At 72.0% G+C, this 21,598-nt stretch carries 21 protein-coding genes; 8 read left to right on the forward strand and 13 right to left on the reverse strand.

The annotated features are described in order from the left end of the window. Positions 1-12: 12 nt before the first annotated feature. Positions 13-1,992, reverse strand: a complete 1,980-nt coding sequence (locus JYK17_RS10650) for a glycosyltransferase family 2 protein (protein WP_108013165.1) — start codon at positions 1,990-1,992, stop codon at positions 13-15. A 118-nt stretch (positions 1,993-2,110) separates the two neighbouring features. Between JYK17_RS10650 and JYK17_RS10655 the strand changes: the two genes are divergently transcribed. The 3 genes from JYK17_RS10655 to rfbD are packed head-to-tail and all read left to right on the forward strand — an operon-like array spanning position 2,111 to position 5,042. After that, positions 2,111-3,178, forward strand: coding sequence for a glucose-1-phosphate thymidylyltransferase (locus JYK17_RS10655; RefSeq protein ID WP_108013166.1), 1,068 nt, complete (start codon positions 2,111-2,113; stop codon positions 3,176-3,178). Further along, the gene (gene rfbB / locus JYK17_RS10660) at positions 3,175-4,161 is read left to right on the forward strand and encodes a dTDP-glucose 4,6-dehydratase (protein WP_108013167.1); all 987 of its coding nucleotides are present in this window, start codon (positions 3,175-3,177) and stop codon (positions 4,159-4,161) included. Before JYK17_RS10655 ends, rfbB begins: the two co-directional genes overlap by 4 nt. Then, positions 4,158-5,042 (forward strand): dTDP-4-dehydrorhamnose reductase, encoded by an 885-nt coding sequence (gene rfbD / locus JYK17_RS10665; RefSeq protein ID WP_108013168.1) that lies wholly within the window; start codon positions 4,158-4,160, stop codon positions 5,040-5,042. Before rfbB ends, rfbD begins: the two co-directional genes overlap by 4 nt. A 71-nt stretch (positions 5,043-5,113) precedes the next feature. Here rfbD and JYK17_RS10670 read toward each other — a convergent pair whose 3' ends face one another. Both JYK17_RS10670 and JYK17_RS10675 read right to left on the reverse strand, forming a co-directional pair. Beyond that, positions 5,114-6,052 carry a lysylphosphatidylglycerol synthase transmembrane domain-containing protein gene (locus JYK17_RS10670; protein WP_108013169.1) on the reverse strand — a complete coding sequence of 313 codons (939 nt, stop codon included), beginning with the start codon at positions 6,050-6,052 and terminating at the stop codon, positions 5,114-5,116. Between the two features lie 5 nt (positions 6,053-6,057). After that, complete coding sequence (locus JYK17_RS10675) at positions 6,058-7,545, reverse strand: hypothetical protein (RefSeq protein ID WP_222810238.1); 1,488 nt, start codon at positions 7,543-7,545, stop codon at positions 6,058-6,060. A 254-nt stretch (positions 7,546-7,799) separates the two neighbouring features. On the opposite strand from JYK17_RS10675, the gene JYK17_RS10680 reads away from it, so the two are divergent. Next, positions 7,800-8,591, forward strand: a complete 792-nt coding sequence (locus JYK17_RS10680; protein WP_108013171.1) for a COG4705 family protein — start codon at positions 7,800-7,802, stop codon at positions 8,589-8,591. Positions 8,592-8,986: 395 nt separating this feature from the next. Here JYK17_RS10680 and JYK17_RS10685 read toward each other — a convergent pair whose 3' ends face one another. Further along, on the reverse strand, positions 8,987-9,835 hold the full coding sequence (locus tag JYK17_RS10685) for a polysaccharide deacetylase family protein (RefSeq protein ID WP_108013172.1): 849 nt from the start codon (positions 9,833-9,835) through the stop codon (positions 8,987-8,989). Then, positions 9,835-11,163, reverse strand: a complete 1,329-nt coding sequence (locus JYK17_RS10690; RefSeq protein ID WP_308011676.1) for a glycosyltransferase — start codon at positions 11,161-11,163, stop codon at positions 9,835-9,837. Before JYK17_RS10690 ends, JYK17_RS10685 begins: the two co-directional genes overlap by 1 nt. A 421-nt stretch (positions 11,164-11,584) precedes the next feature. On the opposite strand from JYK17_RS10690, the gene JYK17_RS10695 reads away from it, so the two are divergent. Then, on the forward strand, positions 11,585-12,235 hold the full coding sequence (locus JYK17_RS10695) for a phosphatase PAP2 family protein (protein ID WP_108013173.1): 651 nt from the start codon (positions 11,585-11,587) through the stop codon (positions 12,233-12,235). 22 nt (positions 12,236-12,257) lie between these two features. Here JYK17_RS10695 and JYK17_RS10700 read toward each other — a convergent pair whose 3' ends face one another. The 8 genes from JYK17_RS10700 to JYK17_RS10735 all read right to left on the reverse strand — a co-directional run bounded on the left by JYK17_RS10700 (position 12,258) and on the right by JYK17_RS10735 (position 19,826). Next, positions 12,258-12,926 (reverse strand): hypothetical protein, encoded by a 669-nt coding sequence (locus tag JYK17_RS10700; protein ID WP_181362505.1) that lies wholly within the window; start codon positions 12,924-12,926, stop codon positions 12,258-12,260. A 157-nt stretch (positions 12,927-13,083) separates the two neighbouring features. After that, the gene (locus JYK17_RS10705) at positions 13,084-13,845 is read right to left on the reverse strand and encodes a hypothetical protein (protein WP_222810239.1); all 762 of its coding nucleotides are present in this window, start codon (positions 13,843-13,845) and stop codon (positions 13,084-13,086) included. Positions 13,846-13,896: 51 nt separating this feature from the next. Then, complete coding sequence (locus tag JYK17_RS10710) at positions 13,897-14,514, reverse strand: RNA polymerase sigma factor (protein ID WP_108013177.1); 618 nt, start codon at positions 14,512-14,514, stop codon at positions 13,897-13,899. Positions 14,515-14,798: 284 nt separating this feature from the next. Beyond that, entirely contained in the window at positions 14,799-16,271 is a 1,473-nt protein-coding gene (locus JYK17_RS10715; RefSeq protein ID WP_222810240.1) for an MFS transporter, read from the reverse strand. Between the two features lie 51 nt (positions 16,272-16,322). Further along, complete coding sequence (locus JYK17_RS10720) at positions 16,323-16,730, reverse strand: hypothetical protein (RefSeq protein ID WP_164932228.1); 408 nt, start codon at positions 16,728-16,730, stop codon at positions 16,323-16,325. A 122-nt stretch (positions 16,731-16,852) separates the two neighbouring features. Beyond that, a complete protein-coding gene (locus JYK17_RS10725) occupies positions 16,853-17,464 on the reverse strand; it encodes a hypothetical protein (RefSeq protein WP_222810241.1) in 612 nt (203 codons plus the stop codon). A gap of 96 nt (positions 17,465-17,560) precedes the next feature. Continuing rightward, positions 17,561-18,064 carry a hypothetical protein gene (locus JYK17_RS10730; protein ID WP_222810242.1) on the reverse strand — a complete coding sequence of 168 codons (504 nt, stop codon included), beginning with the start codon at positions 18,062-18,064 and terminating at the stop codon, positions 17,561-17,563. 106 nt (positions 18,065-18,170) lie between these two features. Then, on the reverse strand, positions 18,171-19,826 hold the full coding sequence (locus JYK17_RS10735; protein WP_234547930.1) for a beta-N-acetylhexosaminidase: 1,656 nt from the start codon (positions 19,824-19,826) through the stop codon (positions 18,171-18,173). 155 nt (positions 19,827-19,981) lie between these two features. Between JYK17_RS10735 and JYK17_RS10740 the strand changes: the two genes are divergently transcribed. The 3 genes from JYK17_RS10740 (at position 19,982) to JYK17_RS10750 (ending at position 21,586) form a co-directional block, all read left to right on the forward strand. After that, entirely contained in the window at positions 19,982-20,560 is a 579-nt protein-coding gene (locus tag JYK17_RS10740) for a 2-oxo-4-hydroxy-4-carboxy-5-ureidoimidazoline decarboxylase (RefSeq protein ID WP_222810243.1), read from the forward strand. Between the two features lie 157 nt (positions 20,561-20,717). Beyond that, positions 20,718-21,098: a succinate dehydrogenase, cytochrome b556 subunit gene (sdhC, locus tag JYK17_RS10745; RefSeq protein ID WP_108013183.1), complete on the forward strand. Its 381-nt coding sequence runs from the start codon at positions 20,718-20,720 to the stop codon at positions 21,096-21,098. A 5-nt stretch (positions 21,099-21,103) separates the two neighbouring features. Beyond that, positions 21,104-21,586, forward strand: coding sequence for a succinate dehydrogenase hydrophobic membrane anchor subunit (locus tag JYK17_RS10750; RefSeq protein WP_108013184.1), 483 nt, complete (start codon positions 21,104-21,106; stop codon positions 21,584-21,586). Positions 21,587-21,598 lie beyond the last annotated feature (12 nt).

Here is a 21,598-nt window from a genome sequence, read left to right on the forward strand (position 1 = left end):
CGTCCCTGTTCCTTACTTCTTGTACGTCCTGAGGGCGCGGCGGACCCTGCCGGCGAGGCGACGCAGCATCGACCTGCGCGCCGGGGCCGGGGACTTGGCGACGGCCGCGACCGGTTCGACGACGACAGTGCCGCCGTCGGCCCGCAGGGTCAGGGCGAGTGCGACGGACCTGCCCTCACGGGCGGCGGGCAGAAGCAGCCCCGGCCGCCACCGCCCGTCGGCGAGGTCGCCCAGCGGCAGGTCGGCGATCAGCTCGGCGCCGCCGGCCGGACGATCCGTCAGCACAACGGGCACGTTCCAGGTGGGGCTCGTGCCGAGGCCGGTCATTTTGAGCATGACATCGGCCCTGCCCGGGACGTGCAGCGGCAGGGTTGCCGTGAGGCGGGCGACGTCGCCGGTGACCGTGACCTCGGCCGGGGTCACGGTGGCGAGGTCGTACGAGAGCCGGTCGGTCCGCAGGCCGATGTCCAGCGAGAGGTTGCCGTGCGGGTCGGTCCAGTACGGCAGGACCAGGCGGGCCGGGGAGCCGACCAGGGCGCCGGTGCGCCCCTGGCCCGCGTCGTCACTGCGCACGGAACCCAGGCGGGTCTCCTTGGCCCAGCCGCAGGAGCTGATGCGGACGAGAACGTCCCAGATGCCGTCGCCCAGCTCCGCGCCGTTCGCCGCCGTGCGCGGGTCGATCTCGGCGGTGGCCCGCAGGATCTGCCGCGAGTAGCCGACCCGGCCCTTCACAGCGGCACTCTCGCGGGACAGCTCGACGGGCTGGAAGAACTCCGCCCCCGTGCCGCGCTCGCGCAGGACCAGGTCCGCCCTGGACTGGCCCAGGGGAGCCGAGGTGTCCGCGCCCGACAGCGCGATGGCGTCCAGACTGCTCTGCGGCAGCGGCGGGGCGAGCAGGTGCTTGTCGCCGTCCGCGCGGAAGGTGACGGGCTTGCCACCCGAGGCGCATTCGGCGGTGAAGCCGACCCTCAGCGTGCCGTCGTCCCAGCTCAGGCTCTCCAGGGCGCCGGAAGCCCTGATGCCTTTCTCCCACTTGGCGAATGCCTCGATGTCATCCAGGCGGTTCGCCGCGATCAGCCCGGCGACGATCTGCTGGGTGGGCTGCAGGCCCGCGGCGACACCGGGGCCGAAGCGTTCGACGACCACCTTGTGGATCTCGCCGAACAGCTCCTGACGGTAGTCCTGCGGCAACTTCAGCAGCCGCTGCCCGCGCATCCGCTCGACCATCTCGACGCGCAGCCACCGGCGGAAGAGCCGGTCGCGCAGCGGGCCGGGTTCGGTGAGTTCCTCGACGACGTCGAGGGCCTCTCGGAGGTTCTTGAAGTAGCCGGCCGGGTCGAACCGCTGGAAGCCCGCGTTGGAGGCGTCGTCCCGCTTGACGTGGTAGTAGCAGATGTAGTCGCTGAGGACGGAGACGTTCGCGGCCCGCAGGTATGCCTCGGTGACGAAGACATGGTCCTCCAGGCGGCGGCGCCCCTCCGGGTAACGGAGGTTGTACTTGTCCAGGAAGATCTTGCGGAACATCTTGTGCGGGGTGAGGCTGTCGATCAGCGGGGCGTCCCCGACGTTCGCGTGCGGGCGGTTCTCGCGGAACAGTTCCCGCGGGACGGTGCGGCCCTTGCCGGCCATCTTGCCCACGATCACGTCGGCGTCGTTCTCCACGCCGTAGTTGTACATACGCTCCAGGGCTTCGTCACCGAGCCAGTCGTCATTGTCCACGAACTGGATGAACTCACCCCTGGCGGCGCCGATGCCGACGTTGCGCGGCTTGCCGGACCAGCCCGATGCCTCCTGATGGATGACGTGCATGTGCGGGTACTCGGCGGCGAGCCGGTCCAGTCTCCCGGGGGTCCCGTCGGTGGAGCCGTCGTTGACGAAGATCGCTTCGTATTCGTCGTCCGGCAGGCTCTGGCGCAGCAGAGAAGCGATGCAGTCCTCGATATAGGCGCCCGGGTTGTAGACCGGGATCACCACGCTCACCTTGATGGGCACGTGCCTTTTGCCTCCGCTACTGACCGACGCCGGAACTACTACATCACGTACGACTTAATCTACTACATGTTGTAGAGTTCGATCGTCCACCTCATCTGCAGGATTCGACATGCCGCGAATGAAAGCTCTTGTTCTCTCCGGTGGCTCGGGCACGCGCCTGCGTCCCATCACCCACACGTCCGCCAAGCAGTTGGTGCCCGTCGCCAACAAGCCCGTGCTGTTCTACGGGCTGGAGGCGATCGCCGACGCCGGCATCACGGACGTCGGGATCATCATCGGCGACACCGCCGACGAGATCCGGGAAGCAGTCGGCGACGGCTCGGAATTCGGGATCGAGGTCACCTACATTCCGCAGGAACAGCCGCTCGGCCTGGCCCACGCGGTGCTCATCGCCCGCGAGTTCCTGGGTGACGACGACTTCGTGATGTACCTCGGCGACAACTTCGTCGTCGGTGGCATCACCGGGCTCGTCGACGGATTCCGCGCGGAGCGCCCCGACGCCCAGATCCTTTTGACCCGGGTGCCCGATCCGACCTCGTTCGGTGTCGCCGAGCTCGACGGGAACGGCCGTGTCACCGGCCTGGAGGAGAAGCCGGAGAAGCCCAGGAGCGACCTCGCGCTGGTGGGTGTGTATCTGTTCACCCCCGCCGTCCACGAGGCGGTCCGCAGCATCGAGCCGTCCTGGCGCGGCGAGCTGGAGATCACCCATGCGATCCAGTGGCTGATCGACCAGCACAAGGACGTCCGCTCGACGACCATCTCCGGCTACTGGAAGGACACCGGGAACGTCGACGACATGCTGGAGGTCAACCGCTCCGTTCTGGAGACGCTCGAGCCCGCCGTCGAGGGCACCGTCGACGAGTCGAGCGAGATCATCGGCCGCGTGCGCATCGACGCCGGTGCCGAGGTCCGCGGATCACGCATCGTCGGCCCCGCCGTCATCGGCCCCGGTTCGGTGATCAGTGACTCGTACATCGGCCCGTTCACCTCGATCTCCGAGGACTGCCGCATCGACGACAGCGAGGTCGAGTACTCCATCGTCCTGCGCGACTCCGCCATCTGCGGCGTACGGCGCATCGAGACCTCGCTCATCGGGCGCAACGTCCAGGTCACCCCCGCGCCCCGCACCCCCTCGGCCCACCGACTCGTCCTCGGCGACCACAGCAAGGTACAGATCTCCTCATGACGACCAGAATCCTCGTGACCGGCGGCGCCGGTTTCATCGGCTCCCACTACGTCCGCACCCTCCTGGGCCCGCAGGGCCCGGGCGACGTCACGGCGACCGTCCTGGACAAGCTCACCTACGCCGGCAACCCGGCCAACCTCGACGAGGTGCGCGACCACCCCCGCTTCGCCTTCGTGCGGGGCGACATCTGCGACCCCGAGCTGGTCGGGAAGCTGATGGCCGAGCACGACGAGGTGGTGCACTTCGCGGCCGAGTCGCACGTGGACCGCTCCATCGACGGCGGCGCCGAGTTCGTCCGTACGAACGTGATGGGCACCCACACCCTGGTCGACCACGCGCACCGGGCCGGGATCCAGACCTTCGTGCACATCTCCACCGACGAGGTCTACGGCTCCATCGACGAGGGCTCCTGGCCGGAGACCGACCCGCTGCAGCCCAACTCCCCCTACTCCTCGGCCAAGGCGTCGAGCGACCTGATCGCCCTCTCGTACCACCGCACCCACGGCCTCGATGTGCGGGTGACCCGCTGCTCCAACAACTACGGGCACCACCATTTCCCGGAAAAGGTCATCCCGCTGTTCATCACGAACCTGCTGGACGGCAGGAAGGTCCCGCTGTACGGCGACGGCGGCAACGTCCGCGACTGGCTGCACATCGACGACCACGTCCAGGGCATCGAACTCGTGCGCACCAAGGGACGCGCCGGCGAGGTCTACAACATCGGCGGCGGCACCGAGCTGTCCAACAAGGAGCTCACCCGGCTGCTGCTCGAGGCGTGCGGCGCCGACTGGGACGAGAGCGTGGAGTACGTCCAGGACCGCAAGGGCCACGACCGCCGCTACTCCGTGGACTGCACCAAGATCCGCACGGAGCTGGGCTACGAACCCCGCAAGGACTTCGCCACCGGCCTCGCCGAGACCGTCGCCTGGTACCGGGACAACCGTGACTGGTGGGAGCCGCTGAAGGGGCGCGCGGCGCTGTGACATCCACCTGGCTCGTCACCGGCGCGGGCGGCATGCTCGGCCAGGACCTCCTGGCCCGCCTGACGGCCGACGGAGAAGAGAGCGTCGGCCTGGCCCGCACGGACCTCGACATCACGGACCCGGAGGCGGTGCACACGGCCGTGGCGCGGCACCGGCCCGATGTGGTCGTCAACTGCGCCGCCTGGACGGCCGTCGACGACGCGGAGAGCCAGGAGCCCGCGGCCCTTCGCATCAACGGCGACGGCGCCCGCAACCTCGCGGCGGCGTGCGCCAGGACCGGCGCGAGATTGCTCCAGATCTCCACGGACTACGTCTTCGCGGGCGACGGCACCTCTCCGTACGCCGAGAATGCCCCCACGGCCCCCCGGAGCGCCTACGGCCGTACCAAGCTGACCGGCGAGCAGGCGGTGCTGAGCGCGCTCCCCGACGCGGGCTACGTGGTGCGCACGGCGTGGCTGTACGGCGCGGGAGGCGGCAATTTCGTCCGTACGATGATCAGGCTGGAGAGCGTCAGGGACGTCCTGGACGTGGTCGACGACCAGCGGGGCCAGCCCACCTGGACCGCCGACCTCGCCGACCGCCTCGTCCGGCTCGGGCGCTCGGCGCTGGCAGGTACCGCTCCGGCCGGGATCTACCACGGCACCAGCGGGGGCGAGACCACCTGGTTCGGCCTCACCGACGAGATCTTCCGGCTGCTCGGCGCGGACCCCGCACGCATCAGCCCGACCACCAGCGCCGCCTTCGTCCGCCCCGCTCCCCGGCCCGCCTACAGCGTCCTCGGCCACGACCGCTGGTCCACCGCCGGCATCGAGCCGATCCGCGACTGGCGCGAGGCCCTGCGCGAGGCGTTCCCGGCACTGCTGGCCGTCGAGCGGCCGTAGTCCGGGGCGGGACCTGTCACCGTGCCCCGGCCGGCTCCCGATCCGCCGGGTCGAGGCAGATCGAGGCGATGTCACAGGGCGGAGCGGCGGGCCAGCAGACCCAGCACCAAAAGGCCGGGGACCATGGGCAGCCAGCCGGTCAGCAGGCGGTAGCCGATGACCGCCGAGACCGCCGTCTGCCCCGGTGCTCCGGCGGCCGTGAGCGAGAGAGCCAGCGCGGCGTCCAGCGACCCCAGTCCGCCGGGCGTGGGAAGCAGCGCCGCCGCCCCGCTGGCGACGAGGTACGCCATCACCACATGGCCCACGGGCAGCGCGAGGCCGAGTGCGTGGACCACGGCCACGACCACGCCCGCGTGCAGCAACGCGAAGGCGACCGAGCCGCCCCACAGCGCGCAGGCGCGCGCTCGGGACCGATGCACTTCCCGTACGTCGGCCACGGCCCGCCCCACCACCCGCCTGAGCCGGCCGTCGGCCATGACCGCCAGGGCGAGGACCGCCACCGCGATCGGCACCAGGACCAGCACGTGCGGCGCCCGTACCGACAGCGGGACAACGCCCGGAGATGCCACCAGCAGGACGACCCCCAGCACGCACCGGACGATTCCGGCGACGGTCGCCTTCACGGCCAGCGCGGTCGCCGAGCGTCTGGTGGACAGGCCGCATCGGGTCAGGAAGCGCAGATTGACCAGGCCCGCCCCGGCCCCCGCGGGCAGGATGTGGTTGGCGGCGCACGCCGCGAACTGCGCGGCCACCAGCCGCCCTCGCGGCAGCCGCTCGACGACCGCCCCCTGCTGTGCCACGGCCGCGCACACCCACGTGGCGAGGGTGGCGCAACAGGCGAGCAGCAGCCATTCCCCGTCTGCGGCGGCCAGTTGCTCGGTGCCGCTGTCGAGCATGGCCCGGTGCGCGGCGAGCATGGCGCCCGCGGCGATCAGCACCGCCAGAGTGATCCCCAACCGGAGAAAGAGGTGCCTGCCCGCGGTCACGGGCGCGCAGTCGGACACGGCCATGGCAGTCACCGCCCTCGCCGGACGAAGGGAGCGACGTAGGCGTGGAGATGGCCGACCCGCTCCACGGGCCAGGTGCGCGCGTAGGCAGGCGGACCGTCCCCGGGTAGGGCGAGGACTGCTACGGGGGTCCGGTGGGCGTCGCGCGTCAGTGCGGCCACGGTGGTGCTGGTGTCGTGGCCGACGGTCTGTGCCGAGCCGCAGCCGGTGTAGTAGGCGATCGGCACGGCCTCGTACCCGTTGAGCAGGCACGGCGGCCGCACGCCGAGAGCGTGGAGGGCGGACGCGGTGCGGGACCAGTCGTCACGGTTGGCGGCGGAACTGTGCACGGTGCGTTCCAGGACGGCGTACTGCACCGCCAGATGGCCTGCCAGGCAGACCGCCAACAGGCTCACGGCGAGGACCCGCGCCGTCCCCCGGGCCTGGGCGCCGACGAGGTGCTGGAGACCGTGGGCGACGGGGAGGGCGAGCAGGGCGTAGGCGGGCAGCAGGAATCGGGGGGCCGCGTAGCCGATCAGGAACAGGTAGGGGACGGCGGCCGTGACCGCGCAGGCCGACGGGAGCACGAGAGGCAGAGTGCGCCGGGCACGGACGGCGACCACAGCGCCCAGCCCGGCGAGGACCGGCAGCGCGAACCACCACAGGGTCACCACCGGGTTGGGGGTCGATCCGGTGCAGGGGCGGCAGAGGGTGCGCCCGCCGAGACTGCGCAGTTGGTCGACGACCGCCAGGTGCCGGCCGAGACCGCCCTGGATGCGGGAGGCGTCAAAGAGACGTTGCGCGAGGCCGCCGTAGCTCAGGTACGCCTCGATCACCCACTCACCGGCGCCGGCGAGGAGCCCGGCGGCCAGCACGGCGAGGAGGCGTGGTCGGCGCAGGGAGAGCACGAGCAGAGGCAGCGCCACGTAGACGGCGTCCGTCGGACGCATCAACGCCATCAGCGCCGCCCCCGCGAACACGCCCCACCAGGCCGTCCGGTCACCTGCGTTCGCCCGGACTCGAACGAAACAGCCGACGCAGGCCAGGGCTGCCACGGCGACCCAGTAGTTCGGCATGGCTTGCGGGCCGTAGAACACGGTCACCCACAAGGAGACGAACAGAGCACCCGCCAGGGCCAGGACGCGCGGCCCGACGTGAGCTCGCCAGATGCGCAGAGCGACGTAGAGGGCCAGACCGGCCAGGACCGCCAAGTAGACCCGGAGGAGGGCGGTGGAGTCGGACCACGACGCGATCGGCGCGACGAGGAGCGAGATGCCGCGGGCGCGGGGCGCGCTGAAGAAGGCGGCGGGCACATGGCCGCCGACCTGGCTGACGTAGACCGTCTCGTCCCAGCCGAGACCGAGGTCCGGCCGTACGAGGACGAGCTGCGCGAGCGTGAAGGCCCCCGCGACAGCCGCGAGCCAGTGTTCGCCCCAGCGGCGCCGAGGCCGGACGGTCCGCGGCGGGAAGCCGGTGCGCGAGGCACGGGTCCTCGTGAGGTTCGCGCCGTCGGCCATACCGCACCTCTCGTCCTCACCTGCCCCCGGAACCGCCTTCTCCTACATCTCGTAGGAGAACATCTCACAGTACGGTTCGCCGGTTAGAGGCGGGTGAGAACACGCTGCGGTCGCTCCTCCAAGGTGAGACAAACGGCGGGCAGCGGCCCACTGGAGAGGGTCGAACGGCGTAGTGCCGACGAGGTACCGCGTGCCGCCGCCGCCCCGTGCACCGTTCAGGTTGCGTTCAGGCTCGGCGTGCCATCGTGCGGATCATGACCGCAGAGCACGTTCTCGACGACCGGCCCCTCGCTCCCGTACGTCAACTGGCGAACAAGGTGCCGGAGGTGACCGTCTACTTCTGGATCATCAAGGTGCTGACGACCGGGATGGGTGAAACGGCATCGGACCTCCTGGCCCGAGCCCTCGGCCCGTTTCCGGCAGTGGCGCTCGGCGCTCTCGCCCTGACGGCGTCCCTGACGGTCCAGTTCACACTCCGCCGGTACGTCGCCTGGGCCTACTGGACGGCCGTCGTCATGGTCAGCGTGTTCGGCACCATGGCCGCCGACGTCCTGCACGTCGGCCTCGGCGTGCCCTACGCCGTGTCGACCCCGGCCTTCCTCCTCGCACTGACCGCGGTCTTCGCGCTCTGGTACGCCGTCGAGCGCACCTTGTCCATCCACACCATCCGAACCCGCCGCCGCGAGGCGTTCTACTGGGCCGCTGTCCTCGCCACCTTCGCCCTGGGCACCGCCGCGGGTGATCTCACTGCCACCGCCGGCTTCGGCTACCTGGGCTCGGTCGCCCTCTTCGGGGCCGGCATCTGCGCGCCCGCCCTGGCCCATCGACTCGGCGCCCTCGGCCCGGTCACCGCGTTCTGGACCGCGTACGTCATCACCCGCCCCCTCGGAGCGTCCCTCGCCGACTGGATGGCCCTCGGCCACAGCCGCGGCGGCCTCGGTCTCGGCCTCGGGCCGGTCACCCTCGCCTGGACGGTCGCCATCATCGGATTCGTCGGCTACTTGGCGGTGTCACAACGCGACAGGGGCGCGCAGGTCGCGGCATGAGGTGAGACCCGGCTTGCCCGTTCGCCGGGCACCCGGCGCCCCGGCCCGGCATCGCGGCGGGCCAACTGGTCACCGCTGCTGGGCGGGGCTGGGCGGGGCTGGGCTGGGCTGGGCTGGGCTGGGCTGGGCTGGGCGGTGATACCGGGCCAACATCGCGGCAGAACAACTGGCCACCGCCGCCGGGCCGGGCTGGGCGGTGGCGCCGGGCCTGACCGGGGTCCCCGTTCGCGCCGTTCGTGCCGCCCTGGCCGCCGCCACCCCGCCGAACGCCTCGACCGGACCATGGGCGCCCCTCGGCCACCGACCCGGCGACGCGGGAGGCCCGCTGCTCGCCGCCGCCGCAGCCGCACTCGCCACCCTCACCCACGCCTGCGCCGTCCTCGCCGGCTCGGTGCTCACGCGCCTGCGGCGTCGCCCCGCTGGGCGGTGGCCTGCGGGCCTTCCTGAACTCCTCGGCCCTTTGCCGGGGCAGACGGACTGGCCGCGGAGGGGACGGCACCCGGCAAGCCGGGAACACCGTGCTCGCGCAGCGGGCCGACCTGCCAGCCGTGCGCCTGGCACGCGTCGAGGATGCGGGGCAGGGCACGCAGGGTGGTGCGCCAGGAGCCGGTGGCGGAGGTGCAGTCGGAGTCGTGCAGCAGGATGGTGCCACCCCCGTACAGGTCCCGCAGAACGGTGTTTTCGACGGATCGAGGGGTGGCCCGCCTGCGCCAGTCCTCGCCCCAGCAGGTCCACAGCACCGGGGTCAACTCCAGGCGGCGGCAGGCCAGATGGGCGGCGGTGCTCATCACCCCGTAGGGGGGCCGGAACAGTGCCGGTGGCCGGCCGGTGACGTCTGTGACGGCGTCGCGGGCGCGGGCGAGGTCGTCGTAGGTGGCTCGGGGGCCGCGCAGCAGCAGGGGGCGGTGGTGCCGGCCGTGGACGGCGATCTCGTGCCCGGCGGTGGACATCTCCTTCGCCAGTCCCGGCGAGCGCTCCAGCATCGAGCCGAGCAGGAAGAAGGTGGCACGTATCCCACGCGCGTCGAGGAGGCGGAGGAAGTGCGGGGTGGACAGGGGGTCGGGGCCGTCGTCGAAAGTGAGGGCGATGTGCCCCGGGTCGCCCTGCCCGGACAGACGCGGCATGGCCCTGTTGCGCAGCGGGCCGAAGGTCGAGACCACGGGCGCCGCCTGGAGGACGGCGAGCGCGGGCAGTGCGGTCACCGAGGCGAGTGCGGCGGCGCGGGCGAGACGCGACGGGGTCATCACCAGGCCCTCTCCAGGTAGTGGGTGACGGCGGGGAAGTGCTCGGGGGCTTCGGCGTAGGCGACGGGTGCGGCGACGCCCAGGGCGAGCGTGGCCGCCGTACCGGCAGCAGCCAGACCCCACCGCCGCCTCGCGGGGCGGCGCCTCGTCGCGGGCTGGGCGGCGGTGGGCGATTGGCGCCCGGTCCTGGCGGATATGGCGGGTACCGGGCCGGGAGCGGAGCGGTGCAGTTCGAGTCCTGCCGCGCGCTGGGCCTGGCCTCGGGGGCCGAAGAGGAGTTCGGTGAGCACCGGGCCGAGGTCCGCGGGATCGCGGATCCAGGCCGCGAGGCCCGCCTCGTCCAGGGCCGCGGCGTTGGTCTGGCCGTGGCCGGGGATGCAGCGGTAGCTGACCACCGGCAACCCGGCGGCGAACGCCTCCAGCGAGGTCAGTCCACCGGCGTTCTGGACCAGCACATCGCAGGAGTGCATCAGGCCGGGCATGTCGTCCACCCAGCCGAAGGCGTGCTCGATGCCGTCTCGTCGCAGCTCGTCGGCGAGGGCCTGGTTGCGCCCGCACACCACCACCGGCACCGCCACCCCCGTCTCCCGGATCTCGGCGGCGGCCCGCCCCACCGGCCCGACCCCCCACGAACCCGCGACCAGCAGGGCCAGCGGCGCCTGTTCGGGCAGGCCGAACCGGGCACGTGCGGCCCGGCGTTGTGCGTCGGTGGCGGGGGCGAACCGCGGGCCGGTGACGGGGCCGACGACGGTGACGGCAACCGCGCCCTGGGCGTGGGCCCGGGCCGCCGGGATCGCGTGCACGGCCAGGTGCGCGTCGATTCCGCGGGCCACCCACAGGGAGTGCACCGAGAAATCGGTCAGGTAGGTGAAGGCCGGCACCCCCAGCAGGCCGCGCCGCCGCAGCGCGCCCAGGACCTGACTGGCCCCCGGATAGGTCGAGACGACCGCGCACGTGTCCGGGCCGAGTGCCCGCAGGGTGGGCTGCTCGGCGCCGCGGAACAGCGCCCGCCACACCGCGCCGGGGCGCGAGGCGCGCTCGGTCGCCGCGTACAGGCGCTGATAGCTCGCCGGCATCCAGGTCAGCATGCGGTGGTAGACGTCGCAGATCAGCTTGCCGGTGCGCGCGGGCAGCAGGTCGAGGAAGTCGTACCGGTCCACCTGGAAGCCGTGCGCGGCCAGCCGGTCGGCCAGCCCGGCCGCGGCCCCGTCGTGGCCCGCGCCGACGCTCGCGGAGATGATCGCGATCCGCCCGGGGTCTGAGCCCGGCAGGTCTGCGGCGGATGCCGAAGGGGCCGCCTTCGGCATCAGGTCGTCGCGTTGGGCCACGCTGGATCAGCCTCCTGACGGGGATGGACGCACGGCCGCAGATGCCCGGGTCCGATGGGGCCGTGCGCAGGAAGGACGGGGCCGCGCCCCTGCACGGCCGAGCGTGGCCACTCGGTCCGGGGGCGCCGGAAGCACAAGCTACTACATGATGTAGAACTTGGGGAGCGTCCACCGGGATCGGCAGCCGTCCACCTGGATCGGCAGCCGTCCACCTCGTGACGGGTGCATCTCGACGCCCCGCGGGCGGCGCTCCGGCCGGCAGGGCGACCCCAGTACATGGTTCTACACCATGTAGTAGATTGAGGGGGCGGCCACCGCTGATTCACCGCGATGTCACCAACATGTCATCGCCGGAGCGGGGATGGGCCGACGGCGCCGGACCGATCCGCGCCGCGTCTCACCGACACGGAAGGACGTGCCCATGCCCGCGGCCGCCACCGCGCGACTGGCCCTCGACGGATCCGGCATCGACGGCTCGTTGTTCACCTCCGTCACCGACTTCGCCCGCGACACCAAGTGGCTCAACACCCCCTTGGAACTGTGGACCAATGTCGGCCTGGGCGTCTTCGCGGTGCTCATGCTCATGGGCTGGTGGAACGCGCGCCGCCGCGGCACCCGGGCGATGACCGTCGCGCTGGCCGCACCGGTCGCCGTCATGGTCGCCTTCGCCGCCGCCGAAGTGGTCAAGAAGATCGTCGGTGAGGTACGGCCCTGCCGGTCGATGCCGCACGCCTACGTCGTCGACGCCTGCCCCGCGCCCTCCGACTACGCCTTCCCCAGCGGCCACACCACCGTCGCCGCCGCGACCGTGGCCGCCCTGTTCCTGCTGGACCGCCGCCTGAGTGCCATCGCGGCCGTGTTCGCGCTGGTGGAGGGCTTCACCCGCGTCTACGTCGGCGCCCACTACCCCCACGACGTCCTCGGCTCCGCCCTCCTGGCCCTGCCCGTCGCCTACTTCACCAGCCTGGCACTGCGCCGCTGGGCCACCCCCCTGGTCGCGGCCCTGAACCGGGGGGCGCTGCGCCCGCTGCTGAGCGCCGAACCGCATACAGCCGCGCAGCACGCCGGCTAGCAGGGCAACGCGACGACGGCTATCAGCGTCGGCCGGTCGGCTCGTCGGCACCGGAACCGGCACCGGTCCCGGTCCGATAGGCGCGCAGGCTGCGGGACGAAGCCGGCCAGGGCTGCGGGAAGGGGCGAAGCCGCCGCCAGTCGTACGGCGGATGCCCCAGCTTCGGACGGCGCCGATCGTAGCCGTTGATCAGCGCCCAGCCTGCGACACACACCACGATCAGCACGCGCCCGGCGGCATCGCTCACGTGCGCTCCAGGCGCGCGCAGGCCACCGACGCCGGCGGTCCACAGCCAGTATCCGAGCAGCGGATAGACCACCAGCTGATGCCAGATCTTGGTCGGAGCGAGGGCTTGCTGACGGGTGAAGAACCCCGCCCGCAGCTCCGCCCACCACTGCACCAGGCCGAAGCACAGCCACAGCCCGCCCGACGCGATCCCCCACCACGGCCCGGCCGGCCCACCCGGCGCCGCCGTACCCATCCGCCACACTCCCAGCGCGACCGCCACGGCCAGCAGCGGATCACCGAGCAGCACCGCCACGAACCCGGTACGGAAACCCATCAGGCGTCGCTCCAGCAGCAGCGCCAGCAGCCACAGGCCGCCCGGCGTGACGGCAAGCACCGCGAGCGCGGCGATCCAGGGGCCGTGCTGCAGCGGCACTCCCAGCCAGGGAAGGAAGCGTCCGCTCACACCAAAGACGATCCCCCGGCCCGTCGGCGCCCATGCGCGACGGGGTCCACGTCCGCCGACCGGACGCCTGCAACTCGTCGATCACCAGGAACGGGTGGGACGAACGGGCGGTCACATCGAGGCAGTCGCAGACGACGTCACACCGATCGGTCGGACGTCAGTTGCTCTTGCCGTTGCCCTGGCCGGCGTTCCCGTCAGAGCCCTTGTCGGAGCCCTTGTCGGCGCTCTTGTCAGCGCCCTTGTCGGCCTTCTTGCCGTTGTCCGTCCGCTCCGGCTTCGCCGTCTTCTCCGGCTTGGTGGGTCCCTTGCCGTTGCCCGGCCTGTTCGGCGAGGGCGCGGTGGCCGGTTTGTCGCGTAGCTGCTCGGTGCAGTACGCCGGGACGTTCTTCTTGCCGCCGGCGGCTGTGATCAGGCGGTGCCAGGCCGTTGAGTCGAGGGGCTTGCCGTGGCCGGTGAGCTTCTTCTCGTACGCCCGGCAGTGCGCCTCGGTGTCCTTCGCGGTGGCCGGGCGGTTCTGCGCGGCGGAGGGGCCGGGGGTGCGGGGCGTGGTGGTGGCCGGGGGCTGCGTGCTGTGGGCGTCGGCGTGTCCGCCGTCCGGTGGGCCGCCGACGGAGTCGATCGCCGCGAACGCGACCCCGCCCAGGGTGAGGCAGGCCAGGGACAGCGTGAAGGTGATCCGCAGCGAGCGCCGGACACGGCGGTGCTCGCGCGGGCGCCAGTCGTCCCTGCGGCGGGTGCGTGAGCCGTGCGCCCCGGCGTCCCGGGCGGCCCTGAACGCGGCCACCGCCCGCTGCTCAGCGTCGGTGTCCAGCGCGTGCGAGCGCACCGCGTCGGCGATCAGGCTCTCCGTCACCGGGCCGAACCGCCCCTCCCCGCGGCGACCGGCGCGGGCAGTGCCGTCGCTGTGCCGGTCACCCATGTCCGTATCCGTCCGTGTCCCGCTCGTGGCCGCTCGTGCCTTCGCTGACGTTCATTTCGACTCCCCCAGCGTCCGGGGGTCCTCATTCGTCACACCCGGGCCGCCCAGCACGGCCGCAAGGCGCTTCAGCCCGCGGTGCGCGGCCGTGCGCACCGCGCCGGGCCGCTTGCCGAGGACGCGGGCCGCGGCGGGGCCGTCGAGCCCGACGACCACGCGCAGCAGCACGGCCTCGGCCTGGTCGGGGGGCAGGCTGCGCACCAGCTCCAGGGCGCGTTCGGTGGAGAGCGCCTCAAGGGCCTGGTCGTGGGTGCTGTGCGGGCCCGCCAGGTCCAGTACGTCCTGTTCCAGCCCGGCCGACCGGGGCCGTACCCGCTGCCGGCGCAGATGGTCGAGCGCCCGGTGCCGGGCGATGGTCGCGGTCCAGCCGCGAAAGCCCGCCCCGTCGCCCTTGAACCGCCCGAGGTCCCGGGCGATCTCCAGCCAGGCGTCGGACGCCACGTCCTCGGCGTCGTCGCCGACGATCCCGCGCAGATAGCCGAGGAGTCCGGGCTGCACGAGCCGGTACGCGACGGCGAACGCGGCCTCGTCGCCCTCCTGGGCCCGCGCGACCGCCTCCCCCAACTCCCCGTCGTGCGCCTGCGCGCGGCGGGGTTCCCGTTGCTGGCCCAACACCGTCCTCGTCGTTCGTGCGACTGATCCGGCAGGTCCCGGCCGAGCGGAACCCGCACCGTGCGCCACGTCGGCCCGTGAACACGCCCCCACGGTCATCTGCGTACGGCGTGACGGAAGTGTCACAGGTGATGTTCGGTCAGAGTCGTGCACAGAGTTGCGCGTCAGAGTTGTGCGCCGTGCGTCGGCGCCGCCGCCCGGGACAGGTGGGGGGGTCGGCACCGGCGGGCCGCCCGGCGATCACGACGGGCGGCCCGGTCTCCCGGTCTACGCCGGGCAGCGGCTCACAGCGTCGAATCCACCGGTTCGGGCGTCTTCGGCGCGGCGCTCTGCATCGTGGGCGCGCGGTCCGCGTTCACGACCACTCCCGCGACCAGGGCCGCCACCAGCAGCGCCCCCATCGCCCACCAGGTGGCGACGTTGAAGCCGTGCACGGTGGCCTTCGCCGCGAGCAGCCGGCGGTCCACGCCGGGTCCCGCGTGCGCGGTCAGATAGCGCGCGGTCACGCTGGCGGCGATCGTGTTCAGCAGCGCCGTACCGATCGAACCGCCCACCTGCTGCGCGGTATTGAAGGTCGCCGAGGCAGCGCCCGCGTCACGCGGTGCGACGCCTCCGGTGGCCAGCGACACCGACGTCATCATCGCCGAGCTCATGCCGAGCCCCAGCATCAGCATGCCGGGCAGGACACGGGAGGCGTACGCCGGTTCCACGCCGATCCCCGCGATGACCACCAGCCCGCCCGCCGCGAGGAGCAGCCCCGGCACGATCACCACGCGCGGCGGCACCCGGGTCAGCAGCCGGGCGGCGATCTGCGTGGAGCCGACGACCATCGCGACCGTCATCGGCAGATAGGCGACGCCGGTCTTCAGCGGCGACCAGCCGAGGACGGTCTGGAGGTAGTAGGTCAGGAAGAGGAAGACGCCGAACATGCCGATGGTGACCAGCAGCACGGTCAGGAAGGCGCCGATCCGCTGCCGGTCCTTGACCACCGACATCGGCAGCAGCGGCACCCGCGCCCGGGTCTGCCACAGCCCGAAGACCGCGAGCAGGACGACACCGGCGGCCAGCAGCGTCAGCACCAGCCCGTCGTGCCAACTGCGCGACTCCGCCTCGGAGAAGCCGTACACGAGGGAGAGCATCCCGGCCGAGCCGAGCAGTGCGCCGGGCACGTCGAGGCGGGCGTCTGGGTGGCGTTCGCCGGGCGCGAGCAGGGCCAGCGCGCCGAAGAAGGCGACCAGGGCTATGGGGATGTTGACGTAGAGGCACCAGCGCCAGTTCAGGTACTGGGTCAGCACACCGCCCGCGAGCAGGCCGATGGCCGCGCCCGCGCCGATGATGGCGCCGAAGATGCCGAACGCCTTGCTGCGGTCCTTCTGGTCGGTGAAGGTCGTGGCGAGCAGCGAGAGCGCGGACGGCGCGAGCAGCGCGGCGAACACGCCCTGCAGGGCGCGCGCCCCGAACAGCATCCCGGAGTTCGCGGCGGCCCCGCCGAGCGCCGAGGCGAACGCGAAGCCCAGCAGTCCGATGACGAAGGTGTTGCGGCGGCCGACCAGGTCGGCGATGCGGCCGCCGAGCAGCAGCAGTCCGCCGAAGGCCAGCGTGTAGGCGGTGATCACCCACTGACGGTTTCCGTCCGACATGTTCAGGTCGGACTGGGCGGAGGGCAGGGCGATGTTCACGATGGTCATGTCGAGTACGACCATCAACTGGGCGAGGGCGATCACGACCAGCGCCCACCAACGACGGTTGTCAGCCATGAGGCCATCGTGCGCCCGCCGACCCCCGTTTGTGAACGCAGGCGTCTCTTATTACGAGTTTTTTGCCGCCCAGGACGGGGTCGACGCCGCGTCCCGGCACAGCAGCCTGAGCGAGCCGTCCCCGTGGAAACAGCGCCTGGCCTCGTCGACCGGGTCCCACATCCGCCCGTCGGGTGTCCGGATCCAGTACTGCCCGCCCACCGACAGCCACTCGGCGCCGGTCTGACGGCTGATCACCTCACCGGCATACGCCCCGAACCCGCGCAGCACGCTCTCCACCGCGGCGTACGGCGCCTCCTCACGCCGTATCCCCTCGATCATCCGGTCGACGCGCCACAGGCTCTGCACCGAGTAGTCGAGGCGCAGCCGCGCCCCCTCGCGCATCGCCGCGACGGCGTCCGCCGCCCACCGCACGGGCTTCGTCGCCGCGTTCGGCCTGGTCTCGTGGAAGGTAGTCACATACACAGGAGCGAGGCCGGCGTGCCGGACGTCACAGGCATCCGGGGGGATTCCCGAGACCGGCGCAGGACCGCCCCAGCGCCGCCGCAGGACACTCACAGGACTCCCTCACGTGCGGCGCGCTACCCCAGGCGGGCGCGCCGCGCCACGACGGCCTGCAGCACCCGGCGCCCCTCGATCGAGACCTCCAGCGCCCGGCGCAGCCCGCCCGTACCGTGCCCGGCCAGCACCTCCAGCACGGTGACCTGACGGCGCAGCTCCGCCGCCACCAGCGGCGACATCCCCTCCGTACGCCCTGCACGGCGCGAGTCCAGCGACACGTCCGGGTCACCCACGGAATCCAGCAGGCGGTGGATCTGCAGCGCGGCGACCGAGCAGGCGTCCGCCCACACCCGCACCCGGTCCGCGCACCGGTCGTCCGGCGCCGCGCTCAGCATCCGGCGGGCCAGCAGCGCGGCCTCGCCCTCACCGGACGCCTCACCGTCGCCGGAACCCTCGCCCTCACCGGACGCCTCGCCCTCGCCGGACCCCTCCGGCCCGCCGAGCTTCTCGCGCGCCTGCCGGAGCCCCTCGCCCCAGTCCGCGCTCTCGTCGGCGTCGGAGAGGCTGGCCCACAGCGGCCGCAGCACCTCGTCGTCGCCGCCCAGCAGCGGCACGCAGCGATCCAAACAAGCCAACCCGCTGGCCGCCAGGCCGCGTTCGTCGGCCTGAGCGATCAGGTCCACCAGGCTCATCCACGCCTCCCTCTGCGGGTTCCATGCCGGGCTCAGCAGGGCGCTTCCCTTACGGAACCCGCATTTCCCCTTACTGCGTGCGATCGCCCGGGAGTGTCACAGCGGCACCACCCCCAGCCGGTCGAGCAGCCGGAAGAAAAGGTTTTCAGCCAACGGGTCCGCCTCGGCGGTCAGTACGTCGACCAGCGGGCCCGGCGCCACGTCGTGCCCCGCCTCGGCGGCCCAGGCGACCGCCCGGTCCGCGGCGTCGGAGGGGTCCAGGAAGTAGTCCTCCAGTGTGAGCCCCTCGGCCCCGGCGCCGACGTACCCGGCCATCGCGGCCCGCCCCAGACAGGCCGTCCACGCCCCGCTCGCGGGCGCCGCCGCCTCGACGACCACGCAGTCGCTGTCCATGACGTAGCCGAAGAGAGCGGGCACTCCGGTCTCCTCGGCGAGGACGTTCATGTTCCCGACCTCGCCGTCGCCGCTCGGGTACTCCCACACCTGCCAGCCGCCCGGCGCCTCGCTGCGCAGCTCCATGCCCTTGGCGCCGGACAGCGCGTCGAGTCCGGCGAGCGGCCGCTCGCTGCGGCCCACGACGAAGTACCCCCAGTAGCCCATGTCCCGTTCCCCCACGGCTCGTCGGCTTCGGCCCCGCGCCGAATACACCACAGCCGTACGCCTGTTCGCAGCCGTATGCCGCAACAGGCCGGGGGCGCCAGCGCGCTCAGCCCAGCCGGCCGGCCAGCGCCCGGAACTGCGGCCAGGTGAGCGCGGGTTTGCGCGGGTCCCACAGCTTCTGGACCGTCGCCCGCAGCGGCATCCGGATCCCGGCCGCGACCTGGTCCTGCGTCTGGGAGCCGGCGAGGTCGCACCAGACCGCGAAGGAGCCGCCGAGGATCTGCGCGTCGTACTTCGCCGGCACCGCCTGCGTACCGCGCACCACGCGCGGGGTCCACTGCCCGTAGATCCGCTCCCCGGTCGGGTACACGAAGTTGTTCGGCTGCCCGAGGACGTAGTAGAGGTACTCGTCGTTGTAGTTGACGAGCTTGCGCCCGGCGCTCAGATACGCCACCGGCTGCCGCGCCCCGAACTCCTTGCCGGTCCAGTACGCCACCTGGAGGTCCTTGGCCGGCTGCACGGACGTCCCCGCGTAGAAGCCGTCGTTCCAGGCCCGCAGCGTGCGGTCGTGGGCGCGGACGGTCTTGGCGCGGTCGTTCAGCCAGCCCGTCGCGAGGTCGGAGATGGTGCCCCCGGAGCCGTAGGCGCTCCTGGCGGCGGCGGCCAGCTGCGGGTAGGACGCCGACGGGCTGGAGACCATCAGTGCCTGGTACTCGTCGGCGCCGAGGTTCCACTGCCCGCCGGGGAAGAGGCCGGCGTACTCGTTCAGCAGGTCGTCGACGAGGTGGGCGGCCGCGGGCTTGGAGATGTCGACGGCTCCGCGCGCCGCGACCCCCCGCGCGTTGCGCAGCTGCAGATCGGGGTGGGCGGCGATCACGGCCCCGAGGTGTCCGGGCGAGTCGATCTCCGGCACCACGGTGATGTGGCGGCTCTCGGCGAGGTCGACGATCCTCTTGACCTGGGCCTTCGTCAGGTGCTGTTTGGAGACGATCTCGGGGTGCGAGTCGGACTCGATGCGGAAGGACTGGTCGTCGGAGAAGTGCAGCCCCAGCTCGTTGAACTTCAGATCGCCGAGCTCCCGCACCCGGTCCTCGATCCAGCCGGCGGTGAAGTACTTGCGGGCGATGTCCAGGTTGAACCCGCGCACCGGCTTGGCCGGTTGGTCCTTGACGACCCCCTCGGGCGCCGTGCCGCCACCGTGCACCTCCTGCTTGAGGGTGCGCGTGCCGTAGAAGACCCCCGCGTCGGCGGGCCCGCTGATGACCACCCGCCCGCCGCGCACGGTCATCGTGTACGACTCCGGGTCCGCCCCTTCGTCGTCGTTCAGCGCCAGCCGTACGTCCCCCGCCCTGACGTCGTCCTTCTCCCCGGCGTACGTCATCCCCAGCTCACCGGCGATCAGCCGGCCCTCGTCGGCCAGGTCGGCGTCGCTGACCACCACGCGGGCGCCGTGCGCCGGACGCCAGCCGGGCCCGCGCGCCGCGGTGTGGGAGCGCACGGCGGGGATGGTCGCGGGCGCCTTGGACAGGGCGTAGGAACGGGTCGGGCTCGGAGTCGGGCTCCCGCCGGACGCGCCGGTCGCGTCGGCACTCCCGTCGGCGGAGGGCTGCTGCCGCGCCGCTCCCGCCGGGCTGCTGTCGTCACCGGAGGCCCAGAAGCCCAGGCCGATCCCGAGCGCGATCGTGCCGGCGAACGCGCCCGCGACGATCGTCCGCCTGTGCTTCACCTTGCGCGCCGGAGGGCGGCGCCTGTGCTGGCTCACGCAGCCAACCTAAGACCCTCGGGCACCACGATGTGTCCACCACACGTTCCGAAACTCTCCCCTGCGGGTGAAATTCGGGCATCCGTCGGACACGTCATGCCCACTCTCGATAACGTGACGTCACACCTCCCACAGCATCCTCTGCCGAAACCCACGTGACGCCCACACACCTTCCTGGCCGAGTCGCCGCCATACCGGCGCTGCCCGAGCAGACGCGCACACCACCGTCCACGAACGCGCTGGAGAAGTTCAACACCGCGCCCGTGGACGAGGTCCGCCGTCTCCTCCTCACCTGCCTCCGCAGCCTCAGCTGGTCCCATCGGATCGCGGCCCACCGCCCGTACCCGGACCTCGACTCCCTTCTCGCCGCCTCCGACGAAGCGACCTACGACCTCTCCCCCGCCGACCTCGCCGAGGCCCTGGCGGGCGAGACCCTGCCGGCCCTCCCGGAGGAGACGTACGCGGCCGCGCACACGGCGCTCGGCGCGGCGCACGCGGCCTACGAGGCCCGCTTCGGACACGCCTTCGTCATCTGCGTAGGGGACGCACCGGCCGGCGAGTACCTCGACCGCATCCTCGAGGGCATCCGGTCACGGCTGACGAACGATCCGGAGGAGGAGCGGGTGGTGGCCGCGGAGGAGCTGCGACGGCTGGCCCGGGAGCGCCTCGTGCACCACCTCACGGGGACGTACGGCGCACACCGGGGCATCTCGCCCCGCGGCCCGCGCCCCTGAGCCATACGCGTGCCACTTTGATCACACCGGTAGGCCCCAGGTAAGCCCGGCGCCGTGGCCTGAGTACGATGCTGGGGGCCGGTGGACCGTACCCGGCCGGGCCCGACCGACAGCACAAGCCGGCGCGGCTCCAATCCCCGCTCCCGGAGGGACTTCCGTGCCGGCTGGAACGCTGTACCGCGGCCGGGAAGGAATGTGGTCCTGGGTGGCTCATCGAGTCACCGGCGTCCTCATCTTCTTCTTCCTGTTCGTTCATGTGCTGGACACCGCTCTCGTCCGTGTCTCCCCCGAGGACTACGACAAGGTCGTGTCCACGTACAAGACACCGATCGTCGCCGTGCTGGAGTACGGCCTCGTCGCCGCCATCCTCTTCCACGCGCTGAACGGCCTGCGCGTCATCGCCGTCGACTTCTGGTCGAAGGGCCCGCGCTACCAGAAGCAGATGCTCTGGTCCGTCGTCGGCCTGTGGGTCGTGCTGATGGCCGGGGCGATCTACCCCGTCCTCGGGCACGCCGCTCGTGAACTGTTCGGGAGCTGACACCGATGGCCACCACTGAAACCACCGCGTCCGGGATCGGCCCCGTCGAGGGCGCCTCGGTCTACAACGTCGACAACCCGGCGCCGTTGATCGAGGCCCCGCGCAAGCGCACCAAGAAGACCCCGAGGTCGACCCGGGGCAACTTCGAGATGGCCGCCTGGCTCTTCATGCGCCTGTCCGGCGTCGTGCTGGTCGTCCTGGTCATCGGGCACCTGCTGATCCAGCTCGTGCTGGACGGCGGCGTGTCCAAGATCGGCTTCGCCTTCGTGGCCGGCCGCTGGGCCTCCCCCTTCTGGCAGGTCTGGGACCTGCTGATGCTGTGGCTGGCGATGCTGCACGGCGCGAACGGCCTGCGCACGGTGATCAACGACTACGCGGAGCGCGCGAACACCCGCCTGTGGCTCAAGGGCCTGCTCTACACGGCCACGGTGTTCACCATCCTGCTGGGCACGCTGGTGATCTTCACCTTCGACCCGAACATCCGCTAGGCGCACGGGACT

This window comes from Streptomyces plumbidurans (assembly GCF_019857225.1).
In the GTDB taxonomy this organism is placed as follows: domain Bacteria; phylum Actinomycetota; class Actinomycetes; order Streptomycetales; family Streptomycetaceae; genus Streptomyces; species Streptomyces plumbidurans.

Bases quoted from the DNA above. Each gene is read 5' to 3' on its own strand.
- JYK17_RS10725 (WP_222810241.1), bottom strand. From the start codon at position 17,464: ATGAGCCTGGTGGACCTGATCGCTCAGGCCGACGAACGCGGCCTGGCG.
- JYK17_RS10705 (WP_222810239.1), bottom strand. From the start codon at position 13,845: ATGGGTGACCGGCACAGCGACGGCACTGCCCGCGCCGGTCGCCGCGGG.
- JYK17_RS10655 (WP_108013166.1), top strand. From the start codon at position 2,111: ATGAAAGCTCTTGTTCTCTCCGGTGGCTCGGGCACGCGCCTGCGTCCC.
- JYK17_RS10685 (WP_108013172.1), bottom strand. From the start codon at position 9,835: ATGACCCCGTCGCGTCTCGCCCGCGCCGCCGCACTCGCCTCGGTGACC.
- rfbB (WP_108013167.1), top strand. From the start codon at position 3,175: ATGACGACCAGAATCCTCGTGACCGGCGGCGCCGGTTTCATCGGCTCC.
- JYK17_RS10680 (WP_108013171.1), top strand. From the start codon at position 7,800: ATGACCGCAGAGCACGTTCTCGACGACCGGCCCCTCGCTCCCGTACGT.
- JYK17_RS10695 (WP_108013173.1), top strand. From the start codon at position 11,585: ATGCCCGCGGCCGCCACCGCGCGACTGGCCCTCGACGGATCCGGCATC.
- JYK17_RS10750 (WP_108013184.1), top strand. From the start codon at position 21,104: ATGGCCACCACTGAAACCACCGCGTCCGGGATCGGCCCCGTCGAGGGC.
- JYK17_RS10715 (WP_222810240.1), bottom strand. From the start codon at position 16,271: ATGGCTGACAACCGTCGTTGGTGGGCGCTGGTCGTGATCGCCCTCGCC.
- JYK17_RS10730 (WP_222810242.1), bottom strand. From the start codon at position 18,064: ATGGGCTACTGGGGGTACTTCGTCGTGGGCCGCAGCGAGCGGCCGCTC.
- JYK17_RS10670 (WP_108013169.1), bottom strand. From the start codon at position 6,052: ATGGCCGTGTCCGACTGCGCGCCCGTGACCGCGGGCAGGCACCTCTTT.
- JYK17_RS10675 (WP_222810238.1), bottom strand. From the start codon at position 7,545: ATGGCCGACGGCGCGAACCTCACGAGGACCCGTGCCTCGCGCACCGGC.